General features: G+C 72.2%; 23 protein-coding genes. 7 read left to right on the top strand and 16 right to left on the bottom strand.

From position 1 onward, the window contains the following. Window position 1: 1 nt before the first annotated feature. Complete coding sequence (locus tag ABTZ54_RS03105; RefSeq protein WP_351656613.1) at window positions 2-607, bottom strand: RsiG family protein; 606 nt, start codon at window positions 605-607, stop codon at window positions 2-4. A 139-nt stretch (window positions 608-746) separates the two neighbouring features. Here ABTZ54_RS03105 and dtd point away from each other — a divergent pair, with 139 nt between their 5' ends. Further along, complete coding sequence (dtd, locus tag ABTZ54_RS03100; protein WP_351656610.1) at window positions 747-1,172, top strand: D-aminoacyl-tRNA deacylase; 426 nt, start codon at window positions 747-749, stop codon at window positions 1,170-1,172. A gap of 43 nt (window positions 1,173-1,215) precedes the next feature. Here the strand turns inward: dtd and ygfZ are convergent, their stop codons facing one another. The 6 genes from ygfZ to ABTZ54_RS03070 all read right to left on the bottom strand — a co-directional run bounded on the left by ygfZ (window position 1,216) and on the right by ABTZ54_RS03070 (window position 6,116). After that, on the bottom strand, window positions 1,216-2,181 hold the full coding sequence (gene ygfZ / locus ABTZ54_RS03095) for a CAF17-like 4Fe-4S cluster assembly/insertion protein YgfZ (protein WP_351656607.1): 966 nt from the start codon (window positions 2,179-2,181) through the stop codon (window positions 1,216-1,218). A 10-nt stretch (window positions 2,182-2,191) separates the two neighbouring features. Continuing rightward, window positions 2,192-2,629 (bottom strand): Fur family transcriptional regulator, encoded by a 438-nt coding sequence (locus ABTZ54_RS03090; RefSeq protein WP_351656605.1) that lies wholly within the window; start codon window positions 2,627-2,629, stop codon window positions 2,192-2,194. Window positions 2,630-2,681: 52 nt separating this feature from the next. After that, window positions 2,682-3,254, bottom strand: a complete 573-nt coding sequence (locus ABTZ54_RS03085) for a heme-binding beta-barrel domain-containing protein (RefSeq protein WP_351656602.1) — start codon at window positions 3,252-3,254, stop codon at window positions 2,682-2,684. Between the two features lie 239 nt (window positions 3,255-3,493). After that, the gene (locus ABTZ54_RS03080) at window positions 3,494-4,447 is read right to left on the bottom strand and encodes a hypothetical protein (protein ID WP_351656599.1); all 954 of its coding nucleotides are present in this window, start codon (window positions 4,445-4,447) and stop codon (window positions 3,494-3,496) included. Further along, a complete protein-coding gene (locus ABTZ54_RS03075) occupies window positions 4,444-5,304 on the bottom strand; it encodes a hypothetical protein (RefSeq protein ID WP_351656596.1) in 861 nt (286 codons plus the stop codon). Before ABTZ54_RS03075 ends, ABTZ54_RS03080 begins: the two co-directional genes overlap by 4 nt. Further along, a complete protein-coding gene (locus tag ABTZ54_RS03070; RefSeq protein ID WP_351656593.1) occupies window positions 5,301-6,116 on the bottom strand; it encodes a hypothetical protein in 816 nt (271 codons plus the stop codon). The genes ABTZ54_RS03075 and ABTZ54_RS03070 overlap by 4 nt, the downstream gene beginning before the upstream one ends. A gap of 147 nt (window positions 6,117-6,263) precedes the next feature. Here ABTZ54_RS03070 and ABTZ54_RS03065 point away from each other — a divergent pair, with 147 nt between their 5' ends. Beyond that, entirely contained in the window at window positions 6,264-6,626 is a 363-nt protein-coding gene (locus tag ABTZ54_RS03065; RefSeq protein ID WP_351656590.1) for a DsrE family protein, read from the top strand. Window positions 6,627-6,636: 10 nt separating this feature from the next. On the opposite strand, the gene ABTZ54_RS03060 is transcribed toward ABTZ54_RS03065, so the two are convergent. The 8 genes from ABTZ54_RS03060 to ABTZ54_RS03025 form a co-directional block, all read right to left on the bottom strand. Continuing rightward, window positions 6,637-6,915 carry a DUF3099 domain-containing protein gene (locus ABTZ54_RS03060; protein ID WP_502997173.1) on the bottom strand — a complete coding sequence of 93 codons (279 nt, stop codon included), beginning with the start codon at window positions 6,913-6,915 and terminating at the stop codon, window positions 6,637-6,639. Window positions 6,916-7,037: 122 nt separating this feature from the next. Beyond that, a complete protein-coding gene (locus tag ABTZ54_RS03055) occupies window positions 7,038-7,325 on the bottom strand; it encodes a DUF1416 domain-containing protein (protein WP_046908577.1) in 288 nt (95 codons plus the stop codon). A gap of 44 nt (window positions 7,326-7,369) precedes the next feature. Further along, window positions 7,370-8,215, bottom strand: coding sequence for a sulfurtransferase (locus ABTZ54_RS03050; RefSeq protein WP_351656586.1), 846 nt, complete (start codon window positions 8,213-8,215; stop codon window positions 7,370-7,372). A 148-nt stretch (window positions 8,216-8,363) separates the two neighbouring features. Further along, complete coding sequence (locus ABTZ54_RS03045) at window positions 8,364-8,444, bottom strand: putative leader peptide (protein ID WP_350497993.1); 81 nt, start codon at window positions 8,442-8,444, stop codon at window positions 8,364-8,366. Between the two features lie 244 nt (window positions 8,445-8,688). Then, on the bottom strand, window positions 8,689-9,378 hold the full coding sequence (locus tag ABTZ54_RS03040; protein ID WP_351656582.1) for an LmeA family phospholipid-binding protein: 690 nt from the start codon (window positions 9,376-9,378) through the stop codon (window positions 8,689-8,691). 125 nt (window positions 9,379-9,503) lie between these two features. Further along, window positions 9,504-10,646, bottom strand: coding sequence for a hypothetical protein (locus tag ABTZ54_RS03035; protein ID WP_351656579.1), 1,143 nt, complete (start codon window positions 10,644-10,646; stop codon window positions 9,504-9,506). A 10-nt stretch (window positions 10,647-10,656) separates the two neighbouring features. Beyond that, a complete protein-coding gene (locus tag ABTZ54_RS03030; RefSeq protein ID WP_351656575.1) occupies window positions 10,657-10,911 on the bottom strand; it encodes a MoaD/ThiS family protein in 255 nt (84 codons plus the stop codon). A 45-nt stretch (window positions 10,912-10,956) separates the two neighbouring features. After that, window positions 10,957-11,781, bottom strand: coding sequence for an alpha/beta hydrolase (locus ABTZ54_RS03025; RefSeq protein ID WP_502997172.1), 825 nt, complete (start codon window positions 11,779-11,781; stop codon window positions 10,957-10,959). Window positions 11,782-12,017: 236 nt separating this feature from the next. On the opposite strand from ABTZ54_RS03025, the gene ABTZ54_RS03020 reads away from it, so the two are divergent. The 5 genes from ABTZ54_RS03020 to ABTZ54_RS03000 all read left to right on the top strand — a co-directional run bounded on the left by ABTZ54_RS03020 (window position 12,018) and on the right by ABTZ54_RS03000 (window position 17,276). Continuing rightward, on the top strand, window positions 12,018-12,773 hold the full coding sequence (locus ABTZ54_RS03020; RefSeq protein WP_351656569.1) for a winged helix-turn-helix transcriptional regulator: 756 nt from the start codon (window positions 12,018-12,020) through the stop codon (window positions 12,771-12,773). Between the two features lie 61 nt (window positions 12,774-12,834). After that, window positions 12,835-13,857, top strand: coding sequence for a LacI family DNA-binding transcriptional regulator (locus ABTZ54_RS03015; protein ID WP_351656566.1), 1,023 nt, complete (start codon window positions 12,835-12,837; stop codon window positions 13,855-13,857). A 97-nt stretch (window positions 13,858-13,954) separates the two neighbouring features. Continuing rightward, window positions 13,955-15,055 carry a S1C family serine protease gene (locus ABTZ54_RS03010; RefSeq protein WP_351656563.1) on the top strand — a complete coding sequence of 367 codons (1,101 nt, stop codon included), beginning with the start codon at window positions 13,955-13,957 and terminating at the stop codon, window positions 15,053-15,055. Window positions 15,056-15,075: 20 nt separating this feature from the next. Next, the gene (locus ABTZ54_RS03005) at window positions 15,076-15,813 is read left to right on the top strand and encodes a response regulator transcription factor (protein WP_351656560.1); all 738 of its coding nucleotides are present in this window, start codon (window positions 15,076-15,078) and stop codon (window positions 15,811-15,813) included. Next, complete coding sequence (locus tag ABTZ54_RS03000; RefSeq protein WP_351656558.1) at window positions 15,810-17,276, top strand: sensor histidine kinase; 1,467 nt, start codon at window positions 15,810-15,812, stop codon at window positions 17,274-17,276. Before ABTZ54_RS03005 ends, ABTZ54_RS03000 begins: the two co-directional genes overlap by 4 nt. Here ABTZ54_RS03000 and ABTZ54_RS02995 read toward each other — a convergent pair. Further along, entirely contained in the window at window positions 17,241-18,137 is an 897-nt protein-coding gene (locus tag ABTZ54_RS02995) for a phosphatidylinositol-specific phospholipase C (protein WP_351656555.1), read from the bottom strand. The genes ABTZ54_RS03000 and ABTZ54_RS02995 overlap by 36 nt on opposite strands. Window positions 18,138-18,154 lie beyond the last annotated feature (17 nt).

The following is an 18,154-nucleotide window of genomic DNA, read 5'->3' as shown; positions in this document are numbered from 1 at the left end:
GTCAGGCCAGCAGGTCGTCGACCTGCGCCTCGCCCTCCCGGTACCGGCGGGCGATCTCCGCGCTGCAGTCGTCGGCGGTCCGCTGGAGCTCGTGCCTGCGCCGGGACACCTGCTGCTCGTACCCGGCCAGCCGCCCCATCGCCGTGTGCAGCTCGTCGTCCGTACGCGCCGACAGGTCGGACAGCTCGACCTCGGACAGCATCTCGGCCGCGAGCCGCCGGTACTCCTCGCTGCGCGGCGTCGACAGCGTCACGTGCCGCGCCGACCGGGCCGCCGCCCCCGGCCGCGACGGCGCGTCGGCCAGGATCTCCGAGAGCCGGTCCAGGACCGGCGCCTCCGGATCGCTGCGCCGCGCCAGCTCGGCGCGCAAGATGTCGATCCGGCCTTGCAGCATCCGCCGTACGTAGCTGAGGTCGGCCTCGTCGCCCTGCGCGTCGCGGCGCAGCGCGCGCAGCTCGGGCAGCCGCAGCGCGCCGAGATCGGGCCGCGGCCGCTCCGGCAGGTCGGGCTCGGCGCTCCGCTGCGCGGGCGGGCGCCCGACGGCGCCGCCGGTTCGGAACAGCGGAACGGGACCGGACGGCGTGTGCCCGGTGCCAGGTGCACTCATGAGATTCGTCCCCTCGACCGGTGCGGAACCGCACCGCCTGACACGCATGGTGCCACTCGGGACCCGGCCGACGCAGGCGGTCGGCACCCGTTCGGCCCTCGATCCTTCGGCCGCCGGGGCGATCGGTAGGTTGGTGCGCATGCGAGCAGTGGTGCAGAGGGTGGACGGCGCGAGTGTCGTCGTCGCAGGGGAGACCGTCGGAGAGATCGTCGGCGAGGGGCTGTGCGTCCTGGTCGGGGTGACCCATGACGACACCCCCGAGAAGGCGGCGCAATTGGCCAGAAAGCTCTGGTCCGTCCGGGTGCTGGAGGACGAGAAGTCCTGCTCCGACGTGGGCGCGCCGCTGCTCGTCATCTCGCAGTTCACGCTCTACGGGGACGCCCGCAAGGGCCGCCGCCCCACCTGGAACGCGGCGGCGCCCGGCCCGGTCGCCGAGCCCCTCGTCGACGAGGTGGTGGCCCGGCTGAGGGAGCTGGGCGCCCGCGTGGAGACGGGCAGGTTCGGAGCGGACATGCGCGTGTCGCTCACGAACCAGGGCCCGTTCACGGTGCTGATCGAGGTCTGAGGGACCGGCCCCGAGGCCGGTCCCGGGGCCCGTCCGACCGGCCCTACGGCTCGACGACCGTCTCCTGCGCGGCGGCGGTCGTCCCCACCACCAGGTCGGCGTCCACCGGCACGTTCCGCTTCACCAGGGCCAGCGCGATCGGCCCGAGCTCGTGGTGGCGCGCCGAGCTGGTGACGAAGCCCAGCTGGCGGCCCTCCTCGCCGTCCGCGGCGAGCCGTACCGGGGTGCCGTGCCCGGGCAGCAGCACCTCGCTGCCGTCCAGGTGCAGGAAGACCAGGCGGCGCGGCGGCTTGCCCAGGTTCTGCACCCGCGCGACCGTCTCCTGGCCCCGGTAGCAGCCCTTCTGGAGGTGGACGGCGCTGCCGATCAGACCGAGCTCGTGCGGGATCGTCCGGTGGTCGGTCTCGAAGCCGAGCCGCGGCCGGTGCGCCTCGACCCGCAGCGCCTCGTACGCGAGGATGCCGGCGGCCGGACCGTGCGAGGCCGCGAAGGCCTCCAGGCCGTCGCGCGGCAGGAAGACGTCCCGCCCGTACGCGGTCTCGCGCACCGCCGCGCCCTCGGGCAGCGGGGCGATGGAACCGGCCGGGAGGTGCACGACCGCGAAGTCCTCGGTGCGGTCGGCGACCTCGACCCGGTAGAAGAACTTCATCGACTCCAGGTACGCGACCAGCTCGGCGCGGGTGCCCGGCTCGATGTGCGCCCAGACCGTCTCGCCGTCGTCGACGAGGTACAGGGCGTGCTCGATGTGCCCGTTCGCGGACAGGATCAGCGCCTCGGTGGCCTGTCCCGGCGGCAGGTCGCTGACGTGCTGGGTGACCAGCAGGTGCAACCAGCTCAGCCGGTCGTCGCCGGTGACGGTGATGACGCCGCGGTGCGAGAGGTCGACGAAACCGGTGCCGTCGGCGAGGGTCCGCTGCTCGCGGAACAGGTCGCCGTAGTGCGCGGCGACGCCCTCGTCACGGCCCTCGGCGGGGACCGCGCCGGGCAGGGACAGCAGGGGGCTCTTCATGCCCCCAAGACTACGACTCGGCGTCGGCGGCCTTCCGGGCGCAGTCCCGGCAGCGGCCGAAGATCGCGAAGTGCTTCATGTCGGTCTCGAAGCCGAAGGTCTCGCGCAGCTTCGCCGTGAAGTCGGCGGCCACCTCGACATCGGCCTCGATGACCTCGGTGCAGTCCCGGCAGACCAGGTGCAGATGGTGGTGCCGGTCGGCGAGGTGGTAGGTCGGCGCGCCGTGCCCCAGATGGGCGTGGCTGACCAGACCGAGCTCCTCCAGGAGCTCAAGGGTCCGGTAGACGGTGGAGATGTTGACCCCGGAGGCGGTCCTGCGGACCTCGACGAGGATGTCGTCCGGAGTCGCGTGCTCCAGCGCGTCCACGGCCTCCAGGACAAGCTGACGCTGAGGCGTCAGCCGGTAGCCGCGCTGCCTCAGATCGCTCTTCCAGTCGATGCTCACCACGCCCCCCAGTGTAGGAGGGCGCGGCGGCCCGTGGGATGGGGTACGGCCCGGCCTACTTGAAGAAGGCGATGCCGTCGTCGGGCATGTCGGGGAGGTTGCGCGCCATCTCGGCGACCTCCTCGGGCGTGACGACCTTCTTCAGGTGCGCCGACATGTACGGCCGCAGCGGGACCTCGGGGGTGGACTTCTCGCCCACCCACATGAGGTCGCTCTTCACGTAGCCGTACAGCCGCTTGCCACCGCTGTACGGGCCGGAGGCCGCGGTGCGCGCGACGGCGTCGGTGACGATGTCGATCTGCGGCTTCTGGTCGGCGAGCTCGCCGTACCAGACCTCGACGATGCCCTGGTCGCGGACCATGACGATCTCGACCTTGCGGTCCTTGTCGATGCGCCAGTAGCCGCTCTCGCTCTCCAGCGGGCGGACCTGGTTGCCGTCCGCGTCCAGGACCCAGCTGTGCGAGTGGTACTCCAGGAAGTCACGGCCGTCGTGGCTGAACGTCACGGACTGACCGAAGTTGCACTTCTCGGCGCCGGGGAAGTCGGAGACGCCCGCGCCTTCCCACGTGCCGAGGAGGAACGCGAGGGGGACGAGGTCCGGATTGAGGTCGGACGGAATCGAGATCATGAGCAGCTCAGGCGATCTGTGAAGGAGTGGTTAGCGCTGGCCCTGGTACAGCTTCTTCACGGTCAGCCCGGCGAAGGCGAGGACCGCAACGCAGACGAGCGCCAGCAGGACTTCGAAGAAAACGATCACTTTGGTGCTCCTCGAATGAGCGGTGAAGGCGGAACGGGCCGGACCCCAGCTTAGTGGGCGGGGGCCCGGCCCTCTCGGTGAGGTGTCTCTCGGACGTCGCGGGGCGACGATCAGCCGAGGAGCTGGTTCTGGAGAGTCACCGTCTGCTGGAAGGGGACGGCCGCCGCCTCGCCCTTGCGGGACTGGAGGACGACCGCGACCGTGTCCCCGGCCTGGATGTACGCCCAACGGGTCTGCTCGGGGCCGTACGGCTTCGGCTCCTGGTAGATGTACGGCCGGGTGCCCTCGACCTCGATGTCGTCGCCGTACCCCTCCAACTTCGCGCCCTCCACGCCCGTGGGCAGGACCTCCGGCACGACGTCGCCGTCGTCCGAGGCCACCAGCGCGTCCTTGAACTGCTCGGCGTACGCGACCGAGGAGAACCGCAGCAGGTGGACGCTGCTCCGCGTGCCATCCGGCATCGTCCACGACCGGGCCGTGATGTGGCGCAGCGTCGAGTCGGCGAGGGTCTGCGCGAGAGCGGCCCGGTCGTCCTTCCCGTAGGGGGAGAGGAACGCGTCCGTGGTCACCCATCCGCCGTCCGCCTTCGGGTCGACGGTCGCGCCCGCCGGGGCGGGCAGCAGCAGCCGGCGCAGGTCGGCGTGGTGGATCTCCGCCTCGTTGCCGTAGGTGAACGGCCGCGGGGAGCCCTCGGGCAGCGCCGGGAGGCTCAGCCGCGGGTACTCCCACCGGCCGTCGCTCTCGGTGGCGAGACCCGGTACGTCGCCGCGCTCCATCGAGGTGATCCCGGCCGCGGTACCCGCGCCGACACCACCGAAGACCAGCACGGCCGCCGTCCAGCGGGCGACCGCGGCGAGCACGCGCCGCGGCCGTTTCGCGGGCACGGCGCCGGACTCCTGGTCCGCCTCGGGGACGGTCTCGGGGACCGACTCGGGGACGGCCTCAGGGACGGCCTCGGTGACCGACTCGGGGCCGACCTCAGGGACGGCCTCGGTGACCGTCTCCGTGACGGCCTCAGGGACCGCCTCAGGGACGACCTCGGGGATCGTCTGCTGCTCACTCATACGTACTCCCCCGGGGACTTGATGTGGTCGAGCTGCTTCTTCACCAGCTCGGCGACGGAGCTCTTCTCGAAGGGCGCCGAGCCGTACGCCACGACGGAGACCAGCAGGTCGGAGTCGTACGCGGAGCAGGACATGCCGCCGAGATCCGACTCCGGGTCGGCCTTGTCGCCGTCGCGCTCCTGGTCGAAGTCCGGCATCAGGTAGCAGGCCGAGTTCCGGTGGCCCGGGATCTTCGGTCCCTTGGGGAACTCCAGGACCCCGGCGATCTCCCCCTTGACCCGGTGCAGGTCGGCGATCCACTTCCGGTCCTTCATCCGGACGATCCGCACCTCCACGACGAGGTCGTCGGAGTCCGAGGCGAACGAGCGCACGCCGATGCCCTGCACGCCGAACCGCTCGATCTGCTTCTCGTAGGCGCGGCGCTTCTTGCCGGAGAGTCCGCGGGCGTCGTTCTTGAGGAGCGCGGCCGCCTCCTTCCCGCTCAGCTCGCCGTCGTTCCCGTACGAGTCGATGTCGGGGCCGAGGTGGAAGCCGCTGGGGGCGGGCAGCAGCAGCTTGCTCATCGGGGTGTCCGCGCGGCCCTTGAGGGTCGCCGCGGCGGGGTCGTCGCCCGCCTTCTCGTTCTTCGCGGCCGGCTTCTGCCAGGCGATGGTCTCCGCCGAGCGGTCGGCGTCCGAGACCGTCACGGCGGTGTACGCGATGCCGCCGCCGGCCGCGCCGAGCACCAGGACGGCGGGCAGGGCGACGGTGAGCAGCTTCCGCCCGATCCCTCCGCCCTTGCGCGCCACCGGGGTCTCCTCGGACTGCTCGGCCACCTCGGTCACCTCGGTCACCTCGGGGATCGGGTGCTCGCTCACAGGCGCTCCAGCTGCTTCTCGGCCAGCGAGCGGATGTCGCTCTTACTGATCTTCTTCGTGTCGTAGATCGTGATGTCGACCATCACGTCACCCCGCTGGAAGACGGCGCGGGCGTGGTGGAGGTCGAGGTAGCCGGCCTCCTTCGACACCGGGTAGATGTAGTAGCGGCCGTTGCCGCTGCCCTTGAGCGGGTCGCCCTCGTTGCCCGCGTGCTCCTTCTCCGCCATGTAGCTCCGCTGCGAGTCGGCATGCTCGACGGCGCCGGGAGTGGAGGAGTCCCGGAACTGGACCAGCTGCACGATCGTCGTACGGTCCTTGCCCGAGTCCCAGGTGCGCATGGCGATCCGGCGTACCCGGTTCTCGTTGAGGAATTCGAGCATCCAGCTCTCGTCCTTGAACCGCGCCGAGTACGCGGAGACGTCGTACCAGCCGTCGCGGGGCGCGAACTCGCCCTCGCGGGCTCCGGCCGGGCGGGGCAGCAGCAGCTTGCGCAGGTCCCCGTCCCTCTTGGCCTGGTGGTCCTCCGCCGCCGACAGCGGCTCCGGCTTCTGGCCCTTCGGCAGGGGCTTGGCCGGGTAGGCGAGGTCCGGCTGGTTGAGGGCGGGCAGCGCGGTGGGCTCGCGCTGGGCCTGGACGCCGTAGCCGACGGCCGTGCCGCCGATGACGCCGAGGACGGCGGCGACGGCGATCAGCGCGACCGTACGGCCGATACGGCGCTTCGGGCGCGGCGCGTCGGCAACCGGTCCGGCGGCAACCGGCGCGTCGGGAACCGGCGCGGGCGCGGGTTCGGGCGCAGGGTCCGCGGCGGCCACTGGGCCGTCCTGTGCGGATTCCACCGCTTCTGTCGCTTCCAAAACAGTCCCCCCACGAGACTAGAACGGCGGATTCCGTTATCCGCGCACCCAACTGACACGTGAGACCCGCGAGGGGTTGTGGAAGCCCGCATTACAGTTCGGTATATGGCGAAGAAGCTCGTGATCAAGGTGACCGCCGGGGCCGACGCCCCCGAACGCTGCTCCCAGGCCTTCACGGTGGCGGCCGTCGCCGTCGCCAGCGGGGTGGAGGTCTCGCTCTGGCTGACCGGCGAGTCCTCGTGGTTCGCGCTCCCGGGCCGCGCGGCCGACTTCGAGCTGCCGCACGCCGCGCCGCTGCCGGACCTGATCGACTCGATCCTGGCGGCCGGCCGCATCACCCTCTGCACCCAGTGCGCGACCCGCCGCGAGATCACCGAGCAGGACGTCCTGAAGGGCGTCCGCATCGCGGGCGCGCAGGTCTTCGTCCAGGAGGTCATGGGCGAGGAGACGCAGGCGCTGGTCTACTGACGCCCGCCGCTCAGCCCCGGTCCTCGTCCTGGTCCCGGCGCTTCTTGCCGTCGAGCTCGTCCCACCACTCGTCCGACTGCCGGTCGCCCGAGGGGTCGTCCCACCAGCGGTCCTCGGGCCCTCTCCGGTTCGCCACCATCGCGGCGACCGGGGGGATGACCATGGCGACCACGCACATGCCGATGGCGACGGGGATCGAGAAGAGGCGCACGACGGCCCAGGCGCCCACGAACAGGACCAGGCAGGCACCCATCATCCAGAAATAGACGCGCCGACGCCGTGCGTACACACCTTCAGAATACGACCGGACGCAAGACGGCCGCAGGCAAGCCGAAGGGCCGTGCCCCGGTCCTGGTGATGGCGTCCAACCCCCCAGGAGGCACGGCCCTCCGGCCGTTCACAGTGCGCGGATCAGACCGCGATGGCGACCTCCGCGAGGCCACCCTTCTGGGCCACGACCTGGCGGTCGGCGGTGCCGCCGGGGACCAGGGCGCGGACGGTCCAGGTGCCCTCGGCCGCGTAGAAGCGGAACTGGCCGGTGGCGGAGGTGGGGACCTCGGCCGTGAACTCGCCGGTCGAGTCCAGGAGGCGGACGTAACCGGTGACGGGCTGGCCGTCCTTGGTCACGAAGCCCTGGATGGTGGTCTCACCGGGCTTGATCGTCGAGGCGTCGGGGCCGCCGGGCTGCGCTCCACACATGGTGGGATTCCTTACGGTCGAGGGGTCCGGGGTACCGGGGAGGGTTACTTGTTGGCGCCGAGCTCGATCGGCACGCCGACGAGGGAGCCGTACTCGGTCCACGAGCCGTCGTAGTTCTTGACGTTCGGGACCTCAAGGAGCTCGTGCAGGACGAACCAGGTGAGCGCGGAGCGCTCGCCGATGCGGCAGTAGGCGACGGTGTCCTTCGCCAGGTCGACCTGCTCGGCCTCGTAGAGGGCCTTCAGCTCCTCGTCCGACTTGAAGGTGCCGTCGTCGTTGGCGTTCTTCGACCACGGGATGTTGCGGGCGGACGGGACGTGGCCCGGACGCTGCGACTGCTCCTGCGGGAGGTGGGCCGGGGCGAGCAGCTTGCCGGAGAACTCGTCGGGCGAACGCACGTCGACCAGGTTCTGCACGTCGATCGCGGCCACGACGTCGTCGCGGAAGGCGCGGATCGAGGAGTCCTGGGCCTTGGCCTTGTACTCCGTGGCCGGGCGGTTCGGGACCTCGGAGCCGTCGACCAGGTCGCGGGAGTCGAGCTCCCACTTCTTGCGGCCGCCGTCGAGCAGCTTGACGTCCTGGTGGCCGTAGAGCTTGAAGTACCAGTAGGCGTACGAGGCGAACCAGTTGTTGTTGCCGCCGTAGAGGACGACCGTGGTGTCGTTGCCGATGCCCTTGGCCGAGAGGAGCTTCTCGAAGCCCTCCTGGTCGATGAAGTCACGGCGGACCGGGTCCTGGAGGTCCTTGGTCCAGTCGATCCGGATGGCGTTGCGGATGTGGTTCTTCTCGTAGGCCGAGGTGTCCTCGTCGACCTCGACCAGGGCGACCTGGGGGTTGTCGAGGTTGGCCTCGACCCAGTCGGCGTCGACCAGGACGTCGCTGCGAGCCATGCTGTTCTCCTCCGGGGCAGTGTGCGGCGGTTCGTGCAGTTTGTGCGGGTACGCGCCATCGCATGCGGGCGATGGTGGTGCTGCTGCGCAAGGGCGGCCCCGACGTCACGTCGGAGGGCCTGAGGAATACGGGAGCAGTGCGTCCCGCTCAGACGGAGCGACAGAGCATGGCGGCGACGCGGCACAGGTCTACTGCCCGCCGCTTCGTGAGATCCGCCTGTCGCTTCATGCCCTCGATCGTAGGGACGGACAGGCGGCCGTGTCACCGGTGTGTCGTATTTTGAGACGCGATCGTCCGGCATGTGGGATACGAGGAGAAGGGCGGGGCGCGGGGAGGCCCGTGGGGTGGCGTGTCCCGGTTCCGCATCTGCGGATCGGACGCGGGCGTCTCAGCATGTGATCAACGGGCCCGGGATGGGCTGTTTTCGGGTGGTACGGGGACCCCCGCGGGCTCCAGGCGCGGCGGCGGGCGCTCAGCCCGCCAGGACCACGTCCTTGCCGGTCACCGTCACCGCGAGGCCGTCCGCGCGGGCCTCCACCTTCGTCAGGCGCATGCCCTTCGGCAGCCCCTCGATGCGGCGGTCGAAGTCCGTGCGGGCGCGCACCAGGTCCTCAAGGCCCGGGATGCCCTCGCCGGGCACCTCGTCGGCCCGCACCCGGAGGGTGTCGTCGCTCACCAGGGTGACCGTGGACAGCACGCTGCGGGTGAGCGTGCGGCCGAGGAGGTGCACCCCGCCGGTGACCTTCAGCTTGCCGTCGCCGCCGTAGGCGACCTTCACGTCCCGGCCGGAGGCAGCGCCCAGGTCCGCGTAGGAGATCAGCGCGGTGCCGTCGGCGGTCGCCGCGCGGGCGCTCGTGTACCCCTCGCCCAGGGTGACGTCGCGCAGGGTGGCGGTCAGCTCGCCGATGCGCACCGGACGGCCCCCGGCGCTCGCCTGGACGCCCGTCAGCCGCACCTCGACCTCGTCCAGGCGCTGGTCGGCGGCCTGGGTGAGGAAGGGGAAGCCCTTGATGTCGACGTCGGTGGACTCGGCCCGTACGGCTCCGAGCCGCACCCGGTCGGCCGCCTCCGACTCCGCGTAGGCCACGGCAAGGCGGTCCACTCCGGCCAGGATCCCCCCGAGCACGACGGCCAGGATCAGCACAATCCGCAGTGCTCGCATGGTGTTCTTCCCCCCGAGAGGTGCTGGGACGTTCGCCGACGACGCGCCGGAACGACTCCGGCCCTCCGACACGAAGATCGACGTGTCGGAGGGCCGGACGGTTCCCCTTCGGGATGTGGCGGCGGTTACGCCAGGGCACGTCCCAGCAGGTAGACGGCGGGCGCGGCGGCGGTCAGCGGCAGCGCGACACCGGCCGTCATGTGCACGAAGCGGGAGGGGTAGTCGTAGCTGGCCACCCGCAGCCCGATCAGGGCGCACGCCCCGGCCGCCAGGCCGAGCAGCGCGCCGGAGGTGCCGAACTCGGTGAGCCCGCCGGCGGCGATGCCGGCGCCCGCCGCCGCGAGCAGCGCCACGACCACGGAGGCGGGTCCGGGCAGCGGCACCGCGCGGGCCAGGACCGCGGCGGCGACCGCGGCCCCGCCGACGACCACCGCGTCCGGCTCGGCGCCGAGGTGCCCGGCGGCCAGGACCGCGAGGGCCGCCGAGGCGACCGTCGCCATCAGGCCGTACATCCGCTCGTCCGGATCGGCGTGGCTGCGCAGCTGGAGCACGAGCGTGAGCAGCACCCAGACGCCGAGGGTGCCCAGGATCGCGGCGGGGGCGTTCTCCCGGCCGGCGGCGAGCAGCGCGACGTCGGCGGTGACGCCGCCCAGGAAGGCCAGCGCGATGCCCTGCCGGGCCGGCCACATGCCGTTGAGCCGGAACCAGCCGGCCGCGGTGACCGCCTGGAGCAGCAGCAGCGGCACGAGCAGCGCGTACGAGCCGACGGAGGCGCCCACCGCGAGCAGCACGCCGAGCACGGCGGTCAGCGCGGCGGGCCGCATCCCGGGCTCGATGACCGGCGAACGGCCCTCGGCGCGGGCCCGCTGGGCGTCGGTGATCCGGGCGTTGCCGCCCATGGTGGGGCTGGAGTACGCGGGGGCCTCCGGCTCGGCGACGGCGAAGGCCGCGGGCACGGGCGCGGGCGCCTCGTACACGGGCACGGGCGCCTCGTACACGGGCGCCTCGTACACCGGCTGGTACGCGGCCGGGCTCTCGGGCGGCAGCGGGTGCCCGCCGGTGCCGTACGCGTAGGCGTCGTAGGCGTACCCGCCCTGCGCCTCGTACGAGACCGGCTGGGGCTGCTGGGGCTGCTGGGGCCGCACAGTCGGCTGGTACTGGGTGTCCCAGGTCTGCCCCTCCCACGTCTGGGTGACGTGCGGGTCGTACGGCTGACCGGCCTGGCCGCTGCCCTGCGGCTCGTATGGATAGTGCTGGTCACTGCTCATGGTGTGCGGTTCACCCTCCTGCGAACGGGGGGAGCACCTCGACCGTGCCGCCCTCCGCCAGCCGTACCGTCTCATGGGCGCGGGTGCCGACGGGGTCGCCGTCGATCAGGAACGAGCAGCGCTGGAGGACCCGGACGAGCTCGCCGGGGTGCCTCTCACGGGCCGCGTCGAGCGCCTCGGCCAGGGTCCGCGCGGTGTACGGCTCCTCGGCCACACCGGCGGCCGCCTTCGCCGCGGCCCAGTAGCGGATGGTTCCCGCTGCCATAGCGGCACTCCCTTCGTTCGTCTGCGCGCCGCCCCCCATGATGGGCTATGGCCGGGCGAGCCAGCCGCCGAGCCGGTGGAGCAGCTCCTCGTCGGCCGCGTTCTCCGCGTGCCCCATCCCGCGCTCCAGCCACAGCTCCGCCCCGCCCCCGGGCGCCGCGGCGGCGAGGCTGCGGGGGTGGTCGAGCGGGAAGTACGCGTCGCGGTCGCCGTGCACGATCAGCAGCGGGGTCGGCGCGATCAGCGGCACCGCCTCGACCGGGGAGAGCGGCACCGGGTCCCAGTCCCGGCTGTCGATCCGGGTGCCGAGCCCGTAGCGCCCGACCAGCCGGCCGACCGGCCGGGTCACCACCCAGTGCACCCGCCGCATCGGGGGCGTCCCCCGGTAGTACCAGCGGGCCGGGGCGCTGACGGCGGCGACGGCGTCGGTGCGGGCGTCGGTGCCGCGCTCCAGGGCGGCGTGCCGCAGGACGACCGAGCCGCCCATGGAGAAGCCGACCGTCGCCACCCGGGTGTGCCCGAGCTCACGGGCCCAGCGGACGGCCGCCGCCAGGTCGAGGACCTCCCGGTCGCCGACGGTCGAGCGGCCGCCGGAGCCGCCGTGGCCGCGGAAGGAGAAGGAGACGACATGCGCGTGCTCCCGCAGGGCGAGGACGGCGCGCCGGAGCGCGGGGCGGTCGACCGACCCGGTGAACCCGTGCGCGACCACGACCGCCGTATCGGTGACACTTGCGGTGGCCGGTTCGTAAACCGCCTCGATCCGGACACCGTCATCGGTACGCAGCGTCGTGCGGCGGGCGTCGCGATCATGGACGGAAGTGAGCGAGGAAACATCCACCATGTGAAATCGGCTCTCTGCCTCGGAACTCATGTGGGCTATTCTGCTTGCCAGAGGATCCGGGCGACGCAGCCCCCGGGTCCTTTTGTGTTTTCCGACCGTTGTTACGGATGGATTACCGAAAGCTCTCAGGGCGCGAGAGCCGCAGGTGAGAACAGAAAGCAGTGCCGCAGACGTCCTCGCAGGGACCGAGGAGGAACCGACGTCATGGACGAGCGTACGAAGCACGACCGACCGACGACACAGGCAACCCCGGCAGGGGGGACGCGATGAGCTCACTGCTGCTCCTGACCAACGCCCTCCAGCCGTCGACCGAGGTGCTGCCCGCCCTCGGCCTGCTGCTGCACAGCGTGCGCGTGGCCCCCGCCGAGGGCCCGGCACTCGTGGACACCCCCGGCGCGGACGTGATCCTCGTCGACGGGCGGCGCGACCTCCCGCAGGTGCGCTCGCTGTGCCAGCTGCTGCGCTCCACGGGGCTCGGCAGCCCGCTGATCCTGGTCGTCACGGAGGGCGGTCTCGCGGCCGTCACCGCCGACTGGGGCATCGACGACGTGCTCCTCGACACCGCGGGCCCGGCCGAGGTCGAGGCCCGGCTGCGGCTCGCGACGGGCCGCCGGCAGATCGTCGCGGACGACTCCCCCATGGAGATCCGCAACGGCGACCTGTCCGTGGACGAGGCGACGTACAGCGCCAAGCTGAAGGGCCGGGTCCTGGACCTGACCTTCAAGGAGTTCGAGCTTCTCAAGTACCTGGCCCAGCACCCGGGCCGGGTCTTCACCCGCGCCCAGCTGCTCCAGGAGGTCTGGGGCTACGACTACTTCGGCGGCACCCGAACGGTGGACGTCCACGTACGGCGTCTGCGGGCCAAGCTGGGCCCGGAGCACGAGTCGCTGATCGGCACCGTCCGCAACGTCGGCTACCGCTTCGTCACGCCCGAGAAGCCCGAGAAGTCCGAGAAGCTGGCGCGCGCGAACGACTTCGTCAAGGAAGCCGCGCGGGAACTCACTCCGGTGGAGGACCGCTGACGTGGCGTATGCCACAACGCGACCTGCCGTCAGGTAGGTCACCCCGCGTAGACTGCCGCGCGTGGCCAAGGTGACGCGGGATGACGTAGCGCGACTGGCGGGTACTTCGACCGCGGTCGTGAGTTACGTCATCAACAACGGACCCCGGCCGGTCGCCCCGGCCACGCGCGAGCGTGTCCTCGCCGCCATCAAGGAGCTGGGCTACCGCCCGGACCGGGTGGCCCAGGCGATGGCGTCCCGGCGCACGGATCTCATAGGCATGGTCGTCCCGGACGCCCGCCAGCCCTTCTTCGCGGAGATGGCGCACGCGGTCGAGCAGGCCGCCGCCGAGCGCGGGAAGATGGTGCTCGTCGGCAACTCCGACTACCGCACCGAGCGCGAGATCCACTATCTGCGGGCCTTCCTCGGCATGCGGGTCTCCGGTCTGATCCTGGTCAGCCAGGGCATGAGCGAGCAGGCCGCGAGCGAGATCGAGGCCTGGGACGCGCGGGTGGTGCTGCTGCACGAGCGCCCTGAGGCGATCGACGACGTCGCCGTCGTCACCGACGACATCGGCGGCGCCCAGCTCGCCACCCGGCACCTCCTGGAGCACGGGCACCCGTACGTGGCCTGCATGGGCGGCATCCCGAACACCCCGGCCGTCGGCGACCCGGTCGCCGACCACGAGGAGGGCTGGCGGCGGGCCATGGTGGAGGCGGGGCTCTCCGTCGAGGGCCGGCTCTTCCAGGCGCCGTACAACCGCTACGACGCCTACCAGGTGGCGCTGAAGCTGCTCGCGGGGCCCGACCGGCCGCCGGCCATCTTCTGCTCCACCGACGACCAGGCCTTCGGCGTGCTGCGGGCCGCCCGTGAGCTGCGCATCGACGTGCCGACCGAGCTCGCCGTGGCGGGCTTCGACGACGTCAAGGAGGCGGCGCTGAGCGACCCGCCGCTGACCACGGTCTACTCGGACCGTCCGGCGATGGCCCGGGCGGCGGTGGACCTGGTGCTCGACGACTCGATCCGGGTCTCGGGCTCGCGCCGCGAGCGGGTGAAGCAGTTCCCGTCGGCGCTGATCGTGCGCCGCTCCTGCGGCTGCGGCTGAGCACCCAGGACGCCTTTATATCGGGCATACGCACTTCTGTCGGGCTTCTCACCCCGTGCTCAGGCCGTTCTCATGAACGGATCCGAGAGTCGTAGCCATGACGGACAACCAGCAGCCCCAGCAGCCGTACTACCCGCCGCGGCCGCCGTACGACCCGGCGGAGCCCATCAGCACCGAGCCGGGCACCACCGTCTGGCCGTCCGGCGGGCACGCCCCGGCCGGCGGCTGGTCCTCGCCGCCGCCGCCCCCGCAGGAGCCCGCGTTCGCCGCCCCGGCGCCCGCCCCCGGCCCGCGCCGCCGGGCCAAGCGGGGCGTCGGCCTGATGGCGGCCGTGGCCATCGCCGCCGCGGCGGTCGGCGGCGGCACCGCGACCCTCGTGGAGCGCTGGACCTCCGACGGCGCCACCACCGCGAGCGGCTCGGTGAGCGGCACCAACGTGTCGGCGAGCAGCAAGGGCACGGTCGCCGGGGTCGCCCAGGCGGTCTCCCCGTCCATCGTGGAGATCTCCGCGAGCTCGACCTCCGGCAAGTCCACCGGCTCCGGCGTGATCATCACCGGGGACGGCGAGATCGTCACCAACAACCACGTGATCGCGGGCGCCTCCCAGATCAAGGTGCAGACCTCCGACGGCAAGAGCTACGACGCCAAGGTCGTCGGCACCGACCCGGACAAGGACCTGGCGCTGATCAAGCTGGAGGGCGCCTCCGGCCTCAAGGCGGCCACGCTCGGCGACTCCTCCAAGCTGCGGGTCGGCGACGAGGTCGTGGCGATCGGCTCCCCCGAGGGCCTGACCGGCACCGTCACCAGCGGCATCGTCTCCGCGCTCGACCGCGACGTGACCGTCGCCAAGGAGGGCGGCCAGGGCCAGGACCAGGGCAGCGGTCAGGGCGGCCAGGGCCAGCAGTGGGACCCGAGCCAGGGGTGGCCGTTCGAGTTCGGCGGCCGGCAGTTCAACGGCGACACCGGCTCCTCGAAGACCACGTACAAGGCGATCCAGACCGACGCCTCGCTCAATCCCGGTAATTCCGGCGGCGCGCTGATCAATATGAACGGCGAGATCATCGGAATCAATTCGGCCATGTATTCGCCCAGTTCCGGCGGCGGCTCCACGGCCGGCAGCGTCGGCCTCGGATTCGCGATCCCGGTCGACACCCTCAAGGCCGACCTGGACGGCCTGCGCTCGGGCGGTGCCGCCTGAACACATGGGACGCTGACCCCATGACTGGCCAGCAGAACGAAGCCGAACGCGCCGAACGCATCCTCATCGTCGACGACGAGCCCGCCGTACGGGAGGCCCTGCGCCGCAGCCTCGCGTTCGAGGGGTACGGGACCGAGGACGCCGTCGACGGGCTCGACGCGCTCGCCAAGATGGAGTCGTACGCGCCCGATCTGGTCGTCCTCGACGTCCAGATGCCCCGCATGGACGGCCTGACCGCGGCCCGCCGCATCAGGGCCTCCGGCTCGACCGTGCCGATCCTGATGCTGACCGCCCGCGACACCGTCGGCGACCGGGTCACCGGGCTCGACGCGGGCGCGGACGACTACCTGGTGAAGCCCTTCGAGCTGGACGAGCTGTTCGCCCGGATCCGCGCGCTGCTGCGGCGCAGCTCGTACGCGGCGCCGCAGGCCGGGCCGCGGCCCGAGGGCGACGTGCTGTCCTTCGAGGACCTGCGGATGGACCTGACCACCCGCGAGGTGAGCCGGGGCGGGCGCCCGGTGGAGCTGACCCGCACCGAGTTCACCCTGCTCGAACTCTTCCTCGCGCACCCCCGTCAGGTGCTCACCCGTGAGCAGATCCTCCAGGCCGTGTGGGGCTTCGACTTCGAGCCGAGCTCCAACTCGCTGGACGTGTACGTGATGTACCTGCGCCGCAAGACCGAGGCGGGCGGCGAGCCGCGCCTGGTGCACACCGTGCGCGGGGTCGGCTATGTGCTGCGCGGCGGAGGCGCGGAGTGACCAGCCCGGTGACCTGGTTCCGCTCGCGGCCGCTGCGCTCCCGGCTCGCGCTCCTCACGGCGCTCGCCGTGGCGGTCGCGGTGGCGGCGGTCTCGGTGGCCTGCTGGTTCGTGACCCGGGCCCAGCTGGAGGCCGAGCTGGACGACTCGCTGCGCTCGGCGCAGCTCACCCCGCAGGACGCCCAGAAGCTGCTGAGCTCCTGCGGCACGACCACCCAGACCCGGCAGCCGCCCGCGCCGCGCGGCGGCCCGACCCTCCAGATCGTGTCGACGGAGGGCGAGGTCCTCTGCTCCACCGGCAGTTCGCCGATCCCCGCGCAGGCCTCGGACACGGCCGTGGCCCAGGGCCGGCTCTCCTCCGCGCTGCACACGACGAACGCCGCCGACGGCACGGAGATGCGGGTCTACACGTACCCCATGAACCTGATCCGGCAGCCGATCTCGCAGCCGGTCGCGGTCTCCGTCGCCCGCCCCACGTACGAGATCGACAACTCGATGTCCACGCTGGCCTGGGTGCTGCTGCTCGTCTCCGGCATCGGTGTGGTCGGCGCCGGGGCGGCCGGCCTGTGGGTGGCGCGGACCGGTCTGGAGCCGGTGCACCGGCTGACCGGGGCGGTCGAGCACGTGGCGGCGACCGAGGACCTGACGGTCCGGATCCCGGTCGAGGGCGAGGACGAGATCGCCCGGCTCTCGCGTTCCTTCAACGCGATGACGGCCGCGCTCGCGACCTCCCGGGACCGGCAGGCGCAGCTGATCGCGGACGCCGGCCACGAGCTGCGCACCCCGCTCACCTCGCTGCGGACCAACGTCGAGCTGCTGGCCCGCAGCGACCAGACCGGCCGTGCGCTGCCGCCGGAGGACCGGCGGGCCCTGATGGCCTCGGTGAAGGCGCAGATGACGGAGTTGTCGGCGCTGATCGGCGACCTCCAGGAGCTGTCCCGGCCCGACGCGGCGGCCCGCGGCCCGCTGGAGGTGGTGCCGCTGCACACGATCCTGCGCACCGCGCTCGACCGGGCGCGGCTTCGCGGCCCGGAGCTGACCTTCGTGACGGACCTGGCGCCCTGGTACGTACGGGCGGAGCAGGCGGGTCTGGAGCGGGCGCTGGTGAACGTCCTGGACAACGCGGTGAAGTTCTCGCCGCCGCGCGGGACGATCGAGGTGACCCTGATGCGCGGCGAGCTGACCGTGCGGGACCACGGCCCCGGCATCCCGGCGGACGAGCTCCCGCACGTCTTCGACCGCTTCTGGCGCTCGCCGTCTGCGCGCAGCCTGCCGGGGTCGGGGCTCGGTCTGTCGATCGTGGCCCGGACGATCGGCCAGGCGGGCGGCACGGTCGGGCTGACCCCGGCGGAGGGCGGCGGCACGGTGGCGACGGTCCGGCTGCCGGGCGCCCCGACCCCGCCGCCTCCGGCACCGGCGGCGGACGGCTCAGTTGTGCCGGATGAGGGACTCGACCAGTCCTGAGCGGGTGTTGGGGAAGTCGATCGGCACGATCCCGAGCCCCTTCCAGCCGGCGCCCTCGCCGTCGAGGAGCGAGTGCACCTGCGGATTGAGCCGGTCGGCGTTCCACCGGGGCGGGAGGCCGGCCGCGGTGGAGACGAAGTTGACGTAGAAGCGGCCGGGCTGGGTGGCCGCCTTGCGGAACTGCCCCTGGATCTTGGGCCACTTCGCGAAGGGCTCGGCCTGGTAGTCGTCCTGCACGTCGAAGTACGTACCGTCGGCCCACCGCAGTCCGGGCAGTCCGCCGTTGTCGGCGAGGAGCACGACCCGGCCGCGGGCCTCCCCGAGCGTGGGGACGCCGTCGCCGATACGGAACAGGGGCCGCCAGCCGCGCTGGTCGAGGTAGTCGTCGAAGACCGCGCGGAACACGGCGTCGGACTCGGTCGAGTACTCCTGCTTGACCCGCATCAGGACGGTCTCGGTCGGGTGCGCGGCGAGGAAGTCCCAGCAGGCGCCGAGGACGTCGCCGAACATCAGATTCTGGTACGAGGCCCCGTGGTGGATCGCGAACGACCCCCCGGTCACCCGGCACCGCACGTCCAGGAAGCGGATCCCGCTGTCCAGCTGCTGCGCGACGGTGGTGTTCTGGCACTCGGTCCAGAGCCCGCCGTAGCGCGCCCCGGAGTCGTGGGTGCCGGGGATCGTGAGCCTCTGGAGCGGGGTGGCGTCGCCGTGTCCTGCCATCCAGTCCTGCGTCCCGAGGGCGCCGGCCGCCCGGGCGGAGGGAGCCCCCAGGAGCAGGGCGCCGGAGGCCGCGGCGGCGCCCGCGAGAAAGCGTCGTCGGTCCAGTCGTCGGTCCAGTCGCCTGTCCAGTCGTCGGTCCATGGGCGGCACTATGGCAG

Origin of the sequence: Streptomyces sp. NPDC094032, from assembly GCF_040303965.1 — a bacterium.
Lineage (GTDB): Bacteria > Actinomycetota > Actinomycetes > Streptomycetales > Streptomycetaceae > Streptomyces.
This window is presented reverse-complemented; position numbering and strand designations above follow the sequence as displayed.